This window comes from Bacillus sp. GW823-FHT06B01, from assembly GCF_058952315.1.
On the sequence record NZ_JBXAHR010000004.1, the window covers coordinates 365,108 to 380,860 of the forward strand.

Genomic DNA, 15,753 nt, shown 5'->3' on the forward strand with positions numbered 1-15,753 from the left:
AAATGGAGCTGTGGTTCAAAAACGAGTTAAAGTTTCATTAAAAAACGGTTTACAAGCACGTCCGGCTGCGTTGTTTGTACAAGAGGCCAATCGCTTTCATGCAGATATCTTCATCGAGAAAGATGGAAAGACAGTGAATGCAAAGAGCATAATGGGGATTATGAGCTTAGCAATTGGAACTGGTAGCATGATAACAATTACAACAGAAGGTTCAGATGCAGAAGAAGCTTTAGAAGCATTAGCTGCATATATACAATAAGAAGCTATCGCGCATGTGCGATAGCTTTTTTGTTTTGTTATTTGGTGTTGGGAGTCGGGTATGTAGGGGGCGCGTGCTTGTCGAGGGTTGTCGGTAAGTCGATAAGTTGTGTCGAATCGTCGATATATTAAAATAATCGCCGATATAATTGGAGTTACGGTCGATATATTTGAAAAATCGCCGATATATTTAGGGGTATACTAGGTGGGGTATGTGAGCGGGGGACAATATATAAAAGAAGCGCCCAATTATAGGGCGCTTCCGCTTTAAATCTATCCTCCTCCCATTCTAAATGAGCCGCTTCCGCTTTAAATCTATCCAGCTCCAGCGGCTAGAATGGTCGGTGGCTTCGCTTCTTCCGACGAGGTAAAAAGCACCTCTTTGTCAGAAGCTCCATCCTCCTCCCATTCTAAATGAGCCGCTTCCGCTTTAAATCTATCCAGCTCCAGCGGCTAGAATGGTCGGTCGTTTCACCCCTTCATTCGAGGCAAAAAAGCGCCTCGTAATCAGGGGTTCCAACTTCCTCCTGTTCTAAACGAGCCGCTTCCGCTTTAAATCTATTAACGATTTGTAAAGATCTTATCGATTAAGCCGTATTCTAGAGCTCTTTCAGCTGTCATGAAGTTGTCGCGGTCTGTGTCGCGTTGTAGTACTTCAAGTGGTTGACCTGTGCGGTCAGCAAGAATTTGGTTTAGTTTTTCACGTAAGAATAGGATACGTTTTGCAGCGATTTCGATTTCAGTCGCTTGGCCTTGTGCTCCGCCAAGTGGTTGGTGAATCATTACTTCACTGTTTGGAAGTGCATAACGTTTTCCTTTTTCACCTGCTGCAAGTAAGAATGCACCCATAGATGCAGCCATACCGATACAGATTGTTGATACTTGTGGTTTAATAAATTGCATTGTATCGTAAATTGCCATACCTGCTGTGATAGAACCACCAGGGCTATTGATGTAGATGTGAATATCTTTTTCTGGATCTTGAGATTCCAAGAATAAAAGCTGGGAAACGATTGAGTTAGCTACGTTGTCATCAATTGCACTACCAAGCATAATGATGCGGTCTTTTAATAGTCGAGAGTAAATATCGTAAGCGCGTTCTCCACGATTTGTTTGTTCAATTACTGTAGGAATTAAATTCATCTGTTATTTCCTCCTTCTAAAGCTTTCTTAGTCTTATAATACAATTATGGTCAATAAAGGTCAAACGAAACCACTTTAAATCAAAAAAATATGTAGTTGTACCATGAATTATTCGCTATGTTTTTGAAATTCCCTGCTTATGTATCTTCAACATCATAACCGAATTACATAAATTTAAACGTCATGAAATCTGTAGTAAAAAGAAAAGAACGCCTTTTTACTGAAGCGTTCTTGTGATATCTATTCTTTTAAAAGATAGGTTACTTTATTTAAAATCTTTTCGATGTGTTTCGCGTTTTTACTATACATTTCGCTTGCTGATTTCGACTTTGTTTCTAGGGAAAATAGTTCAAGATCAGCATGACATTTTTTTAAAGATGCTAATAATAAAGGCTTGTTTTGAGGAGAAGGCATTTGTAGTTTGTCATTATAAATGTCGATAGTAAGTTGTCCGTATGAATCCACTTGACCGAGAAAGACATTTTCAATAACAACACCGAGCTTTTCTAGTTCAGAATGTAACCAAGCGCGGTTATGTCCACTAGAGGATAGAGGTTCATCTAAGACATTGCCATCCATAATAACAGTTTGTGGTTCTTTTTCATTCGGTACTTTTAAGCCAACGTCTTTTGCTGTAAGTGGTTGGCGATCTTTCTTCAATAATACATTTAATTCTCCGCTCGGTTCTAGTACGGCAAATTCAACATCAGCTACGCTGAAAGCATTTTTTCCACGGAGTAGTTCCAGTAATTCGTCACTTGTATATTTTTCTTTCTTTAAGTTATCTTCGAGTATTTTTCCATCTTTTATTAATACGGTAGATTTCCCTTCAAAGAAGTCGCGAGCTGTTTTGTTCTTTAAGGAGAGGATTCCTGTGAAAAAAGGTACCACAGCGAAAATGAGTATCGCAAAGACGCCGTGGAAAAATTTTGAATCGAGCCCTGTAGATACTTGGGCAGCGATGTCACCGATTGTCATTCCGGCTATGTATTCAAAAAAGGAGAGCTGAGAGATTTGTCTTTTCCCTAACCATTTCGTAATAGCGAATAAAATAATTAATATGAATACAGAGCGAAGAATGACAAGTGTCCATTCCGGCAGGTGAGACATAGTCATTTCCTCCAGTCTACTTAAAACCCTTTATATTGAGGTTCTTCACGTTCTAATAATGAAACTCTATTCTGTAAATCAGCGATGATGCTGTCCATTTCTAACATACATTCATGAAATACGCGTTTTGATTCCGCGTCCTGTGAATGTAGTGAAAGGGAGCTTAAACTTGCTTGAGCGCCCCTTACACTAGCAAGGCAGGTTTTAACGCTAGCGATAACTGTCATACAAACACCTCTTATCCTTTCGGTTTGAATAGTAATGCACCAATGAATCCGAATATGATAGCAGCAGAAATACCAGCGCTTGTTACTTTAAACATTCCGGTAATGACGCCAACGATGCCGTGTTTTGCAGCTTCTTCCATTGCGCCGTGAACGAGAGCATTACCGAAACTTGTAATAGGTACAGTTGCCCCGGCTCCAGCAAAATCGATTAATGGTTCATACAGGTTGAATCCGTCCAGTATAGCACCGGCAACAACAAGTGTTGCCATTGTATGAGCGGGTGTTAGCTTGCCAACATCAAACATAAGTTGGCCAATTACACATATGAGTCCGCCGATGACGAAAGCCCAGAAAAAAATCATTGCGTTGCACCTCCAAATTCAATCGAAACGGCGTGAGCGATACACGGAATCGTTTCTTCTTGTTGGAATGTAAGTGGAGATAGTAAAGCTCCTGTCGCAACGACAAGTATTTTTTTGAACTCTCCTCTTTTCATTCGGTTTAATAAATGACCGTACACGACTGTTGCGGAACATCCCGGTCCGCTAGCACCAGCTATGACAGGTTGCCCTTCTCTATAAATGAGTATGCCGCAATCTTGAAACTGTTCGCTCGTTACTTTCGTTCCGTGTTTATGTAGTAAGTCATAAGCAATTTCGCGACCGACATGTCCTAGGTCGCCTGTTACGATTAAATCGTAGTAAGAGGCATCAATTTGGCGTTCGCGCAAGTGGGCTTCAATTGTATCGACGGCAGCTGGAGCCATCGCACCGCCCATATTAAACGGATCCGTTAGTCCCATATCAACCACTCGTCCGATTGTTGCAGATGTTACTCTAGGACCATGTCCAGTGTCGCTTAAAATAGCTGCGCCAGCTCCAGTTACTGTCCATTGTGCGGTAGGAGGTTTTTGACCGCCGTATTCAGTTGGATATCGGAACTGCTTCTCTACAGCGGTGTTATGACTAGATGCCCCGGTTAATAAATATTTTGCGCCTTTTGCATTTACAATACTTGCCCCGAGCGCTAATCCTTCCATGGAAGTAGAACATGCTCCGAATAATCCGAGATATGGTGTTCCGAGTGTACGGCAGGCAAAGCTTGTTGGAGTGATTTGATTAATTAAATCTCCTGCAAGTACGAATTGAATATCGTCTTTACGAAGCTTGGCTTTTTCAGTAGCGCGGCTACAAGCTTCTTCGAATAAAATTTTATGTGCTTTTTCATAGGAATCCTGGCCGAGCCATAAATCTTCATGGAGGATATCGAAGTCTTCTGGAATGTTTCCTTTTGCTTCAAACGGTCCACCAACGACTCCTGTCGAAATAATAACGGGTTTATTTTCAAATACCCACGTTCGGTGTCCTTGTAACATTTATAGCCCTCCCCATTGAACGAGAATCGTTTTAATAAGTGCGATGACGAAAGCTGAAAATACACCAAACAAAATAACAGAGCCGGCTAATTTAAACATATTTCCTCCAACGCCGAGTACGAACCCTTCTGTTCGGTGTTCGATACATGCGGCAATAACAGAGTTACCAAATCCAGTAACGGGTACAGCTGTGCCTGCTCCAGCAAACTGCCCAAAGCGGTCATATATACCGAAACCAGTTAGTAACATGGAAATGAAAATGAGAGTTGCGACTGTTGGATTTCCTGCTGAACGCTCAGTGAAGTCAAAATATGTGATATAAAACGTAGAAATGAGTTGTCCGATGAAGCAAATAAAACCACCGACGAAAAAGGCTTTAATACAATTTTTCAAGACAGGGCGCTTCGGTTCGCGTTCTTGCTCGAATTTTTTATACTCTTGTTGCACAGGGGTTAAGTTCTTATCTTTACTAGACATTGCGATCCTTCCTTTTCTATTAAAAAGCGTTAAGTGTTAGACTCCATTTTTTTCCCAATGAGTTTTAATTGCTTATTGATCTCGTCTTTAGATACTTCTTTTTTCTTAATTTTGTTCTCAAGCTTTTCGAGTAACATAAAGATTTTTTTATCAGTACTTACACGAACATCGAAAGTAGGATGCTCATCACTTAACTGCTTTTGAAGCTTCTTACGCAGAGGCTTTAATCCAAACCTTTCGTGATGCTCAGGCAGAACTGCTATGTAGAGATCCAAATTTGAATTCACTGCTGTGCTTTTTGTAATTTCATCCATAGCGAGAGCCCTTTTGTTGGCTCCTTGTGATATAGATTGATTAAAGGATTCTGTACTCGTCTTTGTTAGTTTGGGACCTTTTTCTTTCTCCGTTCGTTTTGCTTCTTCTTTCACTTTTTTATCTAAGGGACTATTATCACATCCGGCAAAAGAGCTACATAGAAGGGCAAATAACGCGGTTATGAGGCCGAGTTTTCGCATGATTATCATTCCATTTCTGTTGCAATATGTAATGTGATAGAAAAAGGATGACTGCATATCATCCTTTTTCTATTTCACAGCATGACTAATTCGTTATTGCTGTGAGTATTGTGGTTCTTCTTGTTGGACTTCTTCAACGCGTGGATTTAAAGAATCGATAATCGTTTGCGTTTGCTCTGCAGCTGTTTGGAAAAGTTGCTTAGCTTGTTGGTTATCCGTATCAAGAGCGAATCCCTCTAAGCTAGCTTGTGCACTTTTTAATCCAGAAACAGTTTGCTTTAATTTTGTAATTACAGTCATTGAATGAAGCCCCCTTTGGAATATCAATTCAAAGATTATAATTTGTGAGTTGGGGTGAATTTATGATTGGAAAATTTAGGAGTGTTACATGTGTGGATTACAATTTTGTAATGAATATGTAAGGAAAAGCGATAGTGGAAAAAAACTTTTTCTCCTAGAATAAAGAAAGTAAAGCAAGTCAAAAGGACATTTGAAGGAGAGAAAAATGAAGAAATTATTATTAGGTTTAATTGGACTTTTTATATTAGTTATTGGTGTGGCAAGCTTTTCTCATAATGAGGTGACTGATAGATATAATCCGCTTGTGAAAGAAGACTTTGTATATGTAAAAGCGAAAGAATCTGGCCGACTATCTACAGTTGGAGAGGTAGCTGGAGACTATAAACTTACTGGTTATTACGCTTCGGGCGAAGGAAGAGATGTTAAGTTTTATGCACCTCGTGGGCTTAGAGAAGGAGCATATGTAAAGGTTAAAACGAAAGGTGAGTATATCGAAACGTACCAAGAAGTACAACCGGATGAAATTCCAAAAGAGATTAAAGAGAAACTAGATAAATAAGACCGTTAAGAATTGCCTCCTAAATGTAGAAAATAGGGGGCATTTTTATGCAGAAAATATCGTATATACAATGTGCTATCAAAGAGTTTTTATTGATTTAAATGGTTTTTATTGCTATTATTATGGAGAGAAAATGAAGTGTATTTTATAATCATGCGCCCATAGCTCAGTCGGATAGAGCGGTGGTTTCCGGTACCACGTCTGCCGGGGGTTCGAATCCCTCTGGGCGCGTTATGTATTGTTGGTGTTACGTGTTGAAAATAAATAGTAAATTTAAAACAACCTCTTGTATGTGATTAGAAATAATCGTGTATAGGGGGTTTTTGTTATGGTCCAACAAGGTACTTCTGTTAATTTTGTAATGAGTTTATACTAAAATTATCTAAAACTTATAGTATGAGGGGATTGCAGGTGCGTAAAATTAGTGGATATTTAAGTATTTTAGGGGATAACGAACGTAGAACCGTTGCTGTATCTGATTCTGGTGAAATTACAGGCGATGAAATGTTGAAATTCATGTTAAATATGGAATTGCAATATAAAGGAATTGATAGGGATTGTTTTGGACCTAGTCACTATTTGCCTAGCGGAGACTACCATAAGGATTTAATAGCGATTGTCTTTACGGCTGAAATGATGTTAGACGACATGGAATTAGAAGGTGAATGGCCTGCTGAAGAAGGGGATGTTATATTTAACGGAGCATAATGAATCTATCTGCATAAAAAGGTCTGCACTTACAAATATAAGTGCAGACCTTTTTTATTAACACTTGTTATATCTGATAATAAGATTTACTATTAGTATGTGGTAATAATTTTATCGCGCTATTATTTTCTTTCAATATTATTCAAATTTCGGTTGTAAGTTGTAAATCTCATTAATACATATAAATTAATAATATTTTGGAATGGGTGTCTGTGATAGCATTCTCCTTTTACCAAACTTATTGTACAATAGAAACAAGGGGGAGATTAGTTTGAAGGCAAGTCTTTTACAAGAACAAAGCTTACGTTTGGCAATGACACAAGAGTTAAGGCAAGCGATTACAATGCTCCAGTATAATGTACAAGAATTATCGGAGTTTTTGTATGAGCAATCGTTAGAGAATCCCCTTATTGAGTTAGGTGGTTTTGAGAGGGAGAAGAAAAAGAGCTCTAACAACAGTAAAAGTACCAGCAAACAAGTCGAGAATCAGATGGAAATCTACAGTGTGGATTCAACAACGATTCAGCAACATTTATTAAATCAAATACAGTATTATAAAATAGATGAAGAAGAGCGAAAAATAGCTTCTTTCATTATTATGAACATGGATGGAAATGGGTATTTACAAGAAACGAACGAAGAGTTAGCGGATCTCCTTTCCGCACCGATTCATGAAGTCGCCCGCTTTGTAGAGCTTGTCCAATCACTCGAGCCAGCAGGGGTAGGAGCGCGTAATATTCAGGAATGTCTAACTTTGCAATTGAAGCGCTTACAAAGACGGAATGGATTAGCGGAAGAGGTTATAGAGGATCACTTCGCTTATTTCGTGAAGAAAGATTGGCGAAAGCTCGTTCAAGTGTTGAAGTGTAGTAATGAAGAATTGCAATCGGCGGTGAACTGTATTACGTCATTACAGCCGAAACCAGGTCTTGCGTTTTCTTCTGATAAACCGCTTTATATTGTGCCTGATATGGCGGTGAAAAAAGATGGTGATCGTCTCGTTTTACAAATGAACGAGAGAAATATGCCGAGAATTGAAATTCATTCTGAGTATAGTGCGCTTCTGAATAATAGTGAAAGTGAAGTAGCATCTTATGTATCAGAAAAGTATCAGCATGTGCAGTGGATTATGCGCAGTTTAAAACAGAGAAAACAAACGCTTCTGCAAGTGATGACTATTATTATGGAAAAACAACGTGATTTCTTCTGGGAAGGGCCAGAATATTTAAAACCGCTTGCTTTAAAAGAGGTAGCGGAAGAGTTAAGTGTGCATGAATCTACAATTAGTCGTGCAACGCGAAATAAATATGTGCAAACACCACATGGTTTATTTGAGATGAAATCTTTCTTTAGTAATGCTATTTCGACTACTGAAGATGAAGCAGTTTCTACAAAGCGTGTGAAACGATTTATCCAAACGCTTGTTGAGGCGGAGAATAAGAAAAAGCCACTTTCAGATCAAAAGATTTCAAAATTATTAGAAGAAGAGCATGAAATCGTTATTTCTCGAAGAACAGTGGCGAAGTATAGAGAACAAATGCACATTCCAGCGTCATCATTACGAAAAACGATCGGATAGGTGAAGAATATGAAAGTTGTACTGTATACAAAAAAAGATTGTGGCCTTTGCTTGCAGGCGAAACAAGTTTTAGAGGAAGTACAATGTGAATATTCTTTTCAAATCGAGGAAATAAATATATATGAAGATAATGACCTTTTAGAAAAATATCACCTAATGATTCCGGTGGTAGAAATAGGCGGAAAACAAGTAGAATATGGTAACATTCACAAAGGTGTCATAATAAACTATATAAAGAATGCAGTTAAGAGTTGAATAAGTTTCTATCTCCTGTTACAATAATACACGTAGCAGGGATTATTTTTTTAACCTATGTGGGACACAAAATGTCACTACGGGACGTAAAGTGACCACGAGGAAAAATGAACCAATGTAGTGAGGAGAAAAGATATGCGCTCATGGATTCAGAACACAAAAAAATTATTACCTGATCTGCTACCTGTTATGCAAACGAGAATGCAAATTCTTCAATACATTAGGCTCATGCAGCCGATTGGAAGAAGAAACTTGTCAGCAAGTCTCGGTATGACAGAACGAGTATTGCGAAGTGAAGTTCAAGTTTTGAAAGAACAAAACTTAGTTCACGTCGCTTCTTCTGGAATGACTTTGACAGAAGAAGGAACAGCTTTAGTTCTTGCTTTGGAAGACTTTATGAAAGAAATTTCCGGGTTAAAGGTTTTAGAAAAGCAACTTAAGGAAACATTAGACTTGGATGAAGTTTTCGTTGTCCCTGGTGATAGTGATGAATCACCTTGGGTCAAACTGGAGATGGGCCGTGCTTGTGTGACTTGTATAAAAGACCGTCTGACAGCGAATAATATCGTTGCTGTGGCTGGAGGAACTACGCTAGCTGCTGCTGCGGACATGATGCAGCTTGATTGCAAAGATTTACATATGCTATTTGTCCCAGCGCGTGGTGGAATTGGAGAGGGTGTCGAATTAGAAGCCAATACCATTTGTGCCAAGATGGCACAAAATACGATGAGTAATTATCGCTTATTGTATGTTCCAGACCATGTTAGTAGCGAAGCATATGCGTCTATTGTGACAGAGCCTTCCGTGAAAGAAGTTCTTGAGTTGATTCGATCTTCCAATATCGTCATTCATGGAATAGGTGATGCGTTAACAATGGCACGTCGCAGAAATACTTCAGAAGCAGATTGGTTAAAGATTCAAGCAAGCGAAGCAGTAGGCGAAGCTTTCGGTTACTACTTTAATGAACAAGGAAATGTTGTTCATAAAGTAAGAACAGTTGGTATGCAACTTGAGGATTTACAACATGTATCTCACGTTGTTGCAGTCGCTGGAGGTTCTTCAAAGGCAAAGGCAATACAGGCTGTAATTAAACAAGGGCACACTTCAATTCTAATTACAGATGAAGGTGCAGCAAAACAGTTAACAAAGGGTATTACCCTTTAATATAATCCCCCAAGGAGGAAATTCAAATGACTAAAATTGGTATTAATGGATTTGGACGTATCGGACGTAACGTATTCCGCGCAGCTCTTAACAACTCTGAGGTAGAAGTAGTAGCAATCAACGACTTAACAGATGCTAAAACATTAGCTCACCTTTTAAAATATGACACAGTTCACGGAACTTTAAATGCAGAAGTATCTGCTAACGAAAACAGCATCGTTGTTAACGGTAAAGAAATTAAAGTTATCGCTGAGCGTGACCCAGCTCAATTACCATGGAGCGACTACGGAGTAGAAGTAGTAGTAGAATCTACTGGCCGTTTCACTAAAAAATCAGACGCTGAAAAACACTTAGGTGGATCAGTTAAGAAAGTTATCATCTCAGCTCCAGCTTCTGACGAAGATATCACTGTAGTTATGGGTGTTAACCACGAACAATATGATGCAGCTAACCACAACGTAGTATCTAACGCTTCTTGTACTACAAACTGTCTAGCTCCATTCGCTAAAGTATTAAACGAAAAATTCGGCGTAAAACGCGGAATGATGACAACAATTCACTCTTACACTAACGACCAACAAATCTTAGACTTACCACACAAAGATTTACGTCGTGCTCGTGCAGCAGCTGAAAACATGATCCCAACATCTACTGGTGCAGCTAAAGCTGTAGCATTAGTATTACCAGAACTTAAAGGTAAATTAAACGGTGGCGCTGTACGTGTTCCAACTGCTAACGTTTCTCTTGTTGACTTAGTTGTTGAACTTGACAAAGAAGTAACAGTTGAAGATGTAAACGCAGCATTCAAAGCAGCAGCTGAAGGCGAATTAAAAGGTATCCTTGGATACAGCGAAGAGCCATTAGTATCTATCGACTATAACGGATGTACAGCTTCTTCTACAATCGATGCATTATCTACAATGGTAATGGAAGGTAACATGGTTAAAGTACTTTCTTGGTACGATAACGAAACTGGTTACTCTAACCGCGTAGTAGACCTAGCAGCATACATGACTTCTAAAGGTCTTTAATTCTTAATTATATAAGTAATCAATGACAAAACGAGGGAGAGGGTTTGTTCCCTCTCTCTCTTCTTTCGTTTTAAAAGCAAATGTGTTAAGCTTTTGAGTGGGTTTTGTCAATCCTAACTAGTAGTCGGAGGGAAATCCAATGAACAAAAAATCAATTCGTGACGTAGATTTAAAAGGTAAGCGTGTATTTTGCCGCGTTGATTTCAACGTACCTATGAAAGAAGGCAAAATTACAGATGAAACTCGTATCCGTGCAGCTCTTCCTACAATTCAATATTTAGTAGAGCAAGGTGCGAAAGTTATTTTAGCAAGTCACTTAGGCCGTCCAAAAGGTCAAGCAGTAGAAGAATTACGTCTTACTCCAGTAGCAGCACGTTTAGGCGAGCTTCTTGGTAAAGATGTTAAAAAAGCAGACGAAGCATTCGGACCAGTTGCACAAGAAATGGTTGCAGCAATGAACGAAGGCGACGTATTAGTTCTTGAAAACGTACGTTTCTATGCGGGCGAAGAAAAGAACGATGCAGAACTTGCGAAAGAATTTGCAGCTCTTGCTGATATCTTCGTAAACGATGCATTCGGTGCAGCTCACCGTGCTCACGCTTCTACAGCAGGTATCGCAGACTACCTACCAGCAGTATCTGGATTATTAATGGAAAAAGAGTTAGATGTACTTGGAAAAGCACTTTCTAACCCAGAACGTCCATTCACAGCTATCATCGGTGGTGCGAAAGTAAAAGATAAAATCGGTGTAATTCGTCATCTATTAGACAAAGTAGATAACTTAATCATCGGTGGCGGACTTGCTTACACATTCGTTAAAGCTTTAGGTCATGAAATTGGTCTATCTCTATGTGAAGACGACAAGATCGAACTAGCTAAAGAATTTATGCAACTTGCAAAAGAAAAAGGCGTAAACTTCTACATGCCAGTTGATGTTGTAATCACAGAGGAATTCTCTGAAACTGCAACAACTCAAATCGTAGGTATCGACTCTATCCCTTCTACTTGGGAAGGCGTGGACATCGGTCCTAAAACACGTGAAATTTATGCAGATGTAATTAAAAATTCTAAGCTTGTTGTATGGAATGGACCAATGGGTGTATTCGAAATGACTCCATTCGCAGAAGGTACAAAAGCAGTAGGACAAGCATTAGCAGATGCAGAAGATACATACTCTGTTATCGGCGGTGGTGACTCTGCAGCAGCTGTTGAAAAATTCGGTATGGCTGATAAAATGAGCCACATTTCTACTGGCGGCGGTGCGTCATTAGAATTCATGGAAGGCAAAGAGCTTCCAGGTGTAGTTTGTCTTAACGACAAATAAGTAGCAGCCAAAGAAAAAGGACGGTGCAAAGCATGCGTAAACCAATTATCGCAGGTAACTGGAAAATGAATAAAACTCTATCTGAAGCAGTTAGCTTCGTAGAGGAAGTTAAAGGTCAAATCCCAGCAGCTTCAGCTGTTGATGCAGTAGTTTGCTCTCCAGCTCTATTTTTAGAGCGTTTAGTAGCAGCAACTGAAGGAACTGATTTACAAGTAGGTGCACAAAACATGCACTTCGAAAAAAATGGTGCATTCACTGGCGAAATTAGCCCAGTAGCACTTAGCGACTTAAAAGTAGGCTACGTAGTACTTGGCCACTCTGAGCGTCGTGAAATGTTTGCTGAAACAGATGAGTCAGTAAACAAAAAGACTCTTGCAGCATTTGAACATGGTTTAACACCAATCGTATGTTGTGGTGAGACTTTAGAAGAGCGCGAAAGCGGAAAAACATTTGATCTAGTAGCAGGTCAAGTGACAAAAGCACTTGCAGGTTTAACAGAAGAGCAAGTTAAAGCAACTGTTATCGCTTATGAGCCAATCTGGGCTATCGGTACAGGTAAATCTTCTTCTTCTGCAGATGCAAACGAAGTATGTGCGCACATCCGTAAAGTTGTTGCAGAAGCTGTTTCTCCAGAAGCTGCAGAAGCTGTTCGTATTCAATACGGCGGTAGCGTAAAACCAGAAAACATTAAAGAGTATATGGCACAATCTGACATCGACGGCGCTTTAGTTGGCGGTGCTAGCTTAGAGCCTGCTTCGTTCTTAGGTCTTCTGGGGGCGGTAAAATGAGAAAGCCAACAGCTTTAATCATTCTTGATGGTTTCGGACTACGTGAAGAAACTCATGGGAATGCTGTAGCACAAGCTAAGAAACCTAATTTTGATGGTTACTGGAACAAATTCCCTCATACAACGCTTACAGCTTGTGGTGAGGAAGTAGGTCTTCCAGAAGGTCAAATGGGTAACTCTGAGGTTGGTCACTTAAATATCGGTGCTGGCCGCATTGTATATCAAAGCTTAACACGCGTAAACGTTGCAATTCGTGAAGGTGAGTTCGATCAGAACGAAACTTTCCAAAATGCAATTAAAAGCGTAAAAGAAAAAGGTACTGCTCTTCATTTATTCGGTTTACTTTCTGATGGTGGTGTGCACAGTCACATGAACCATATGTTTGCTCTTCTTCGCTTAGCAGCAAAAGAAGGCGTGGAGAAAGTTTATATCCATGCATTCTTAGACGGCCGCGATGTTGGACCACAAACAGCAAAAGGTTATATCGATGCAACAAATGAAGTAATTAAAGAAACAGGAGTAGGACAATTCGCGACTATCTCTGGTCGTTATTACTCTATGGACCGTGACAAGCGTTGGGATCGCGTAGAAAAATGTTACAGTGCTATGGTGAATGGTGAAGGCCCTACTTATAAATCAGCAGAAGAGTGTGTAGAAGACTCTTATGCGAACGGTATCTATGATGAATTCGTATTGCCGTCTGTAATTGTTAACGAAGATAACACGCCAGTTGCAACAATCAATGATGATGATGCAGTTATCTTCTATAACTTCCGTCCAGACCGTGCAATTCAAATTGCTCGTGTATTTACAAACGAAGACTTCCGTGAGTTCGATCGTGGTGAAAAAGTACCTCACATTCCTGAATTCGTTTGTATGACACATTTCAGTGAAACTGTAGATGGTTACGTGGCATTCAAGCCAATGAACCTTGATAACACATTAGGTGAAGTTGTTGCGCAAGCGGGATTAAAGCAACTTCGCATCGCGGAAACTGAAAAGTATCCGCACGTTACATTCTTCTTTAGCGGTGGTCGTGAGGCTGAATTCCCAGGAGAAGAGCGTATTTTAATTAACTCACCGAAGGTTGCAACGTATGACTTGAAACCTGAAATGAGCATTTACGAAGTAACGGACGCTTTAGTAAATGAAATCGAAAATGATAAACATGATGTTATCATTCTTAACTTTGCAAACTGTGATATGGTTGGCCATTCTGGGATGATGGAACCAACAATTAAAGCAGTAGAAGCAACTGACGAATGTTTAGGAAAAATTGTAGAAGCGATTCTTGCAAAAGATGGTGTAGCACTTATTACTGCTGACCATGGTAATGCTGATCAGGAGTTAACTGCTGATGGTGGACCAATGACAGCTCATACAACTAACCCGGTTCCTTTCATCGTTACAAAAAATGATGTAGAGCTTCGTGAAGGTGGTATTTTAGGAGATATCGCTCCAACAATGCTTACGCTTTTAAATGTGGAACAACCGAAAGAAATGACAGGTAAAACAATTATTAAATAATTTGCTTATATAAAAAGGAGAGAATTTATTATGTCAACAATTATTGATGTTTATGCTCGCGAAGTCCTTGACTCTCGTGGTAACCCAACTGTAGAAGTAGAAGTTTACACAGAAAGCGGCGCTTTCGGACGCGCTATCGTACCAAGTGGTGCATCTACTGGTGAGCACGAAGCAGTAGAATTACGTGACGGTGACAAATCTCGTTACCTTGGTAAAGGTGTTCTAAATGCAGTAAACAACGTTAACGAAGCAATCGCTCCAGAAATCGTTGGTTTCGACGTAACTGACCAAGCTGGTATCGACCGTGCTATGATCGAATTAGATGGCACTCCAAACAAAGGTAAACTAGGCGCTAACGCTATCCTTGGTGTATCTATGGCAGTAGCTCACGCAGCAGCTGACTTCGTAGGTCTTCCATTATACCGTTACCTTGGTGGATTCAATGCAAAACAATTACCAACTCCAATGATGAACATCATCAACGGTGGTTCTCACGCTGATAACAACGTAGACTTCCAAGAGTTCATGATCTTACCAGTTGGTGCTCCAACATTCAAAGAATCAATCCGTATGGGTGCTGAAGTATTCCATGCACTTAAAGCTGTATTACATGACAAAGGTCTTAACACTGCAGTAGGTGACGAAGGTGGATTCGCTCCAAACCTTGGTTCTAACCGTGAAGCATTAGAAGTAATCATCGAAGCTATCGAAAAAGCTGGTTACAAAGCTGGCGAGAACGTATTCTTAGGAATGGACGTTGCTTCTTCTGAGTTCTACAACAAAGAAACTGGTAAATATGACCTTGCAGGCGAAGGCCGTACTGGCTTAACTTCTGCAGAAATGGTTGATTTCTACGAAGAGCTTTGCAAAGACTTCCCAATCATCTCTATCGAAGATGGTTTAGACGAAAACGACTGGGATGGTCACAAATTATTAACTGAGCGTATCGGTGATAAAGTACAATTAGTTGGTGACGACTTATTCGTAACTAACACTCAAAAACTTGCTGAAGGTATCGAAAAAGGTATCTCTAACTCAATCTTAATTAAAGTTAACCAAATCGGTACTTTAACTGAGACTTTCGAAGCTATCGAAATGGCTAAACGTGCTGGTTACACAGCAGTTGTATCTCACCGTTCTGGTGAAACTGAAGATGCTACAATCGCTGACATCGCAGTTGCAACTAACGCTGGCCAAATCAAAACTGGTTCTATGAGCCGTACTGACCGTATTGCTAAGTACAACCAATTATTACGCATCGAAGACGAACTAGGCGAAATCGCTGTTTACGATGGTATCAAATCTTTCTACAACATCAAACGATAATTGTAGAAAATAACGACAGACCGTGAGAAATCACGGTCTGTTTTTTTTATCCCGCGTTAACGGACAGTAAAACCCCCACTGATTAAAG

19 protein-coding genes and 1 tRNA gene are annotated in these 15,753 nt (G+C 39.8%); 12 read left to right on the forward strand and 8 right to left on the reverse strand.

What is annotated here, in order from left to right:
* Positions 1-10 precede the first annotated feature (10 nt).
* Positions 11-259, forward strand: a complete 249-nt coding sequence (locus AC1Q8N_RS20320; protein ID WP_000250305.1) for an HPr family phosphocarrier protein — start codon at positions 11-13, stop codon at positions 257-259.
* Between the two features lie 560 nt (positions 260-819).
* Here AC1Q8N_RS20320 and clpP read toward each other — a convergent pair.
* The 8 genes from clpP to AC1Q8N_RS20360 all read right to left on the reverse strand — a co-directional run bounded on the left by clpP (position 820) and on the right by AC1Q8N_RS20360 (position 5,405).
* The gene (gene clpP, locus AC1Q8N_RS20325) at positions 820-1,401 is read right to left on the reverse strand and encodes an ATP-dependent Clp endopeptidase proteolytic subunit ClpP (RefSeq protein ID WP_001049163.1); all 582 of its coding nucleotides are present in this window, start codon (positions 1,399-1,401) and stop codon (positions 820-822) included.
* Positions 1,402-1,641: 240 nt separating this feature from the next.
* Positions 1,642-2,511 carry a DUF421 domain-containing protein gene (locus tag AC1Q8N_RS20330; protein ID WP_046955590.1) on the reverse strand — a complete coding sequence of 290 codons (870 nt, stop codon included), beginning with the start codon at positions 2,509-2,511 and terminating at the stop codon, positions 1,642-1,644.
* Positions 2,512-2,531: 20 nt separating this feature from the next.
* The gene (locus AC1Q8N_RS20335) at positions 2,532-2,738 is read right to left on the reverse strand and encodes a DUF1657 domain-containing protein (RefSeq protein ID WP_000215899.1); all 207 of its coding nucleotides are present in this window, start codon (positions 2,736-2,738) and stop codon (positions 2,532-2,534) included.
* 11 nt (positions 2,739-2,749) lie between these two features.
* Positions 2,750-3,100, reverse strand: a complete 351-nt coding sequence (gene spoVAE / locus AC1Q8N_RS20340) for a stage V sporulation protein AE (RefSeq protein WP_000575918.1) — start codon at positions 3,098-3,100, stop codon at positions 2,750-2,752.
* Positions 3,097-4,113: a stage V sporulation protein AD gene (gene spoVAD, locus AC1Q8N_RS20345; RefSeq protein WP_098068792.1), complete on the reverse strand. Its 1,017-nt coding sequence runs from the start codon at positions 4,111-4,113 to the stop codon at positions 3,097-3,099. The genes spoVAE and spoVAD overlap by 4 nt, the downstream gene beginning before the upstream one ends.
* Positions 4,114-4,590, reverse strand: coding sequence for a stage V sporulation protein AC (gene spoVAC, locus AC1Q8N_RS20350; RefSeq protein WP_000095399.1), 477 nt, complete (start codon positions 4,588-4,590; stop codon positions 4,114-4,116).
* A 29-nt stretch (positions 4,591-4,619) separates the two neighbouring features.
* Complete coding sequence (locus tag AC1Q8N_RS20355) at positions 4,620-5,105, reverse strand: YhcN/YlaJ family sporulation lipoprotein (RefSeq protein WP_098642303.1); 486 nt, start codon at positions 5,103-5,105, stop codon at positions 4,620-4,622.
* Positions 5,106-5,198: 93 nt separating this feature from the next.
* Complete coding sequence (locus AC1Q8N_RS20360) at positions 5,199-5,405, reverse strand: DUF1657 domain-containing protein (protein ID WP_000216160.1); 207 nt, start codon at positions 5,403-5,405, stop codon at positions 5,199-5,201.
* 205 nt (positions 5,406-5,610) lie between these two features.
* On the opposite strand from AC1Q8N_RS20360, the gene AC1Q8N_RS20365 reads away from it, so the two are divergent.
* The 11 genes from AC1Q8N_RS20365 to eno all read left to right on the forward strand — a co-directional run bounded on the left by AC1Q8N_RS20365 (position 5,611) and on the right by eno (position 15,665).
* A complete protein-coding gene (locus tag AC1Q8N_RS20365; RefSeq protein WP_000734941.1) occupies positions 5,611-5,964 on the forward strand; it encodes a YxeA family protein in 354 nt (117 codons plus the stop codon).
* Positions 5,965-6,119: 155 nt separating this feature from the next.
* Positions 6,120-6,195 (forward strand) — tRNA-Arg (locus tag AC1Q8N_RS20370).
* Positions 6,196-6,375: 180 nt separating this feature from the next.
* Positions 6,376-6,672, forward strand: a complete 297-nt coding sequence (locus AC1Q8N_RS20375) for a hypothetical protein (protein WP_098078563.1) — start codon at positions 6,376-6,378, stop codon at positions 6,670-6,672.
* Between the two features lie 271 nt (positions 6,673-6,943).
* On the forward strand, positions 6,944-8,251 hold the full coding sequence (gene rpoN / locus AC1Q8N_RS20380; protein ID WP_088123730.1) for an RNA polymerase factor sigma-54: 1,308 nt from the start codon (positions 6,944-6,946) through the stop codon (positions 8,249-8,251).
* 9 nt (positions 8,252-8,260) lie between these two features.
* Positions 8,261-8,506 (forward strand): glutaredoxin family protein, encoded by a 246-nt coding sequence (locus AC1Q8N_RS20385; RefSeq protein WP_098068791.1) that lies wholly within the window; start codon positions 8,261-8,263, stop codon positions 8,504-8,506.
* Positions 8,507-8,641: 135 nt separating this feature from the next.
* Positions 8,642-9,670, forward strand: coding sequence for a gapA transcriptional regulator CggR (gene cggR, locus AC1Q8N_RS20390; protein WP_001258183.1), 1,029 nt, complete (start codon positions 8,642-8,644; stop codon positions 9,668-9,670).
* Between the two features lie 26 nt (positions 9,671-9,696).
* The gene (gap, locus tag AC1Q8N_RS20395) at positions 9,697-10,701 is read left to right on the forward strand and encodes a type I glyceraldehyde-3-phosphate dehydrogenase (RefSeq protein ID WP_000161234.1); all 1,005 of its coding nucleotides are present in this window, start codon (positions 9,697-9,699) and stop codon (positions 10,699-10,701) included.
* A 139-nt stretch (positions 10,702-10,840) separates the two neighbouring features.
* On the forward strand, positions 10,841-12,025 hold the full coding sequence (locus AC1Q8N_RS20400) for a phosphoglycerate kinase (protein WP_001036333.1): 1,185 nt from the start codon (positions 10,841-10,843) through the stop codon (positions 12,023-12,025).
* A 32-nt stretch (positions 12,026-12,057) separates the two neighbouring features.
* Positions 12,058-12,813, forward strand: coding sequence for a triose-phosphate isomerase (tpiA, locus tag AC1Q8N_RS20405; protein ID WP_001231042.1), 756 nt, complete (start codon positions 12,058-12,060; stop codon positions 12,811-12,813).
* Complete coding sequence (gpmI, locus tag AC1Q8N_RS20410) at positions 12,810-14,339, forward strand: 2,3-bisphosphoglycerate-independent phosphoglycerate mutase (RefSeq protein ID WP_493521355.1); 1,530 nt, start codon at positions 12,810-12,812, stop codon at positions 14,337-14,339. Before tpiA ends, gpmI begins: the two co-directional genes overlap by 4 nt.
* 30 nt (positions 14,340-14,369) lie before the next feature.
* Positions 14,370-15,665 (forward strand): phosphopyruvate hydratase, encoded by a 1,296-nt coding sequence (eno, locus tag AC1Q8N_RS20415; RefSeq protein WP_000103948.1) that lies wholly within the window; start codon positions 14,370-14,372, stop codon positions 15,663-15,665.
* Positions 15,666-15,753: the final 88 nt, after the last annotated feature.

Excerpts from the sequence above, each read along its gene's own strand:
- clpP (WP_001049163.1), bottom strand. The coding sequence starts at position 1,401 with ATGAATTTAATTCCTACAGTAATTGAACAAACAAATCGTGGAGAACGC.
- AC1Q8N_RS20330 (WP_046955590.1), bottom strand. The coding sequence starts at position 2,511 with ATGTCTCACCTGCCGGAATGGACACTTGTCATTCTTCGCTCTGTATTC.
- AC1Q8N_RS20335 (WP_000215899.1), bottom strand. The coding sequence starts at position 2,738 with ATGACAGTTATCGCTAGCGTTAAAACCTGCCTTGCTAGTGTAAGGGGC.
- spoVAE (WP_000575918.1), bottom strand. The coding sequence starts at position 3,100 with ATGATTTTTTTCTGGGCTTTCGTCATCGGCGGACTCATATGTGTAATT.
- spoVAD (WP_098068792.1), bottom strand. The coding sequence starts at position 4,113 with ATGTTACAAGGACACCGAACGTGGGTATTTGAAAATAAACCCGTTATT.
- spoVAC (WP_000095399.1), bottom strand. The coding sequence starts at position 4,590 with ATGTCTAGTAAAGATAAGAACTTAACCCCTGTGCAACAAGAGTATAAA.
- AC1Q8N_RS20355 (WP_098642303.1), bottom strand. The coding sequence starts at position 5,105 with ATGCGAAAACTCGGCCTCATAACCGCGTTATTTGCCCTTCTATGTAGC.
- AC1Q8N_RS20360 (WP_000216160.1), bottom strand. The coding sequence starts at position 5,405 with ATGACTGTAATTACAAAATTAAAGCAAACTGTTTCTGGATTAAAAAGT.
- AC1Q8N_RS20365 (WP_000734941.1), top strand. The coding sequence starts at position 5,611 with ATGAAGAAATTATTATTAGGTTTAATTGGACTTTTTATATTAGTTATT.
- AC1Q8N_RS20385 (WP_098068791.1), top strand. The coding sequence starts at position 8,261 with ATGAAAGTTGTACTGTATACAAAAAAAGATTGTGGCCTTTGCTTGCAG.
- cggR (WP_001258183.1), top strand. The coding sequence starts at position 8,642 with ATGCGCTCATGGATTCAGAACACAAAAAAATTATTACCTGATCTGCTA.
- gap (WP_000161234.1), top strand. The coding sequence starts at position 9,697 with ATGACTAAAATTGGTATTAATGGATTTGGACGTATCGGACGTAACGTA.
- AC1Q8N_RS20400 (WP_001036333.1), top strand. The coding sequence starts at position 10,841 with ATGAACAAAAAATCAATTCGTGACGTAGATTTAAAAGGTAAGCGTGTA.
- tpiA (WP_001231042.1), top strand. The coding sequence starts at position 12,058 with ATGCGTAAACCAATTATCGCAGGTAACTGGAAAATGAATAAAACTCTA.
- gpmI (WP_493521355.1), top strand. The coding sequence starts at position 12,810 with ATGAGAAAGCCAACAGCTTTAATCATTCTTGATGGTTTCGGACTACGT.
- eno (WP_000103948.1), top strand. The coding sequence starts at position 14,370 with ATGTCAACAATTATTGATGTTTATGCTCGCGAAGTCCTTGACTCTCGT.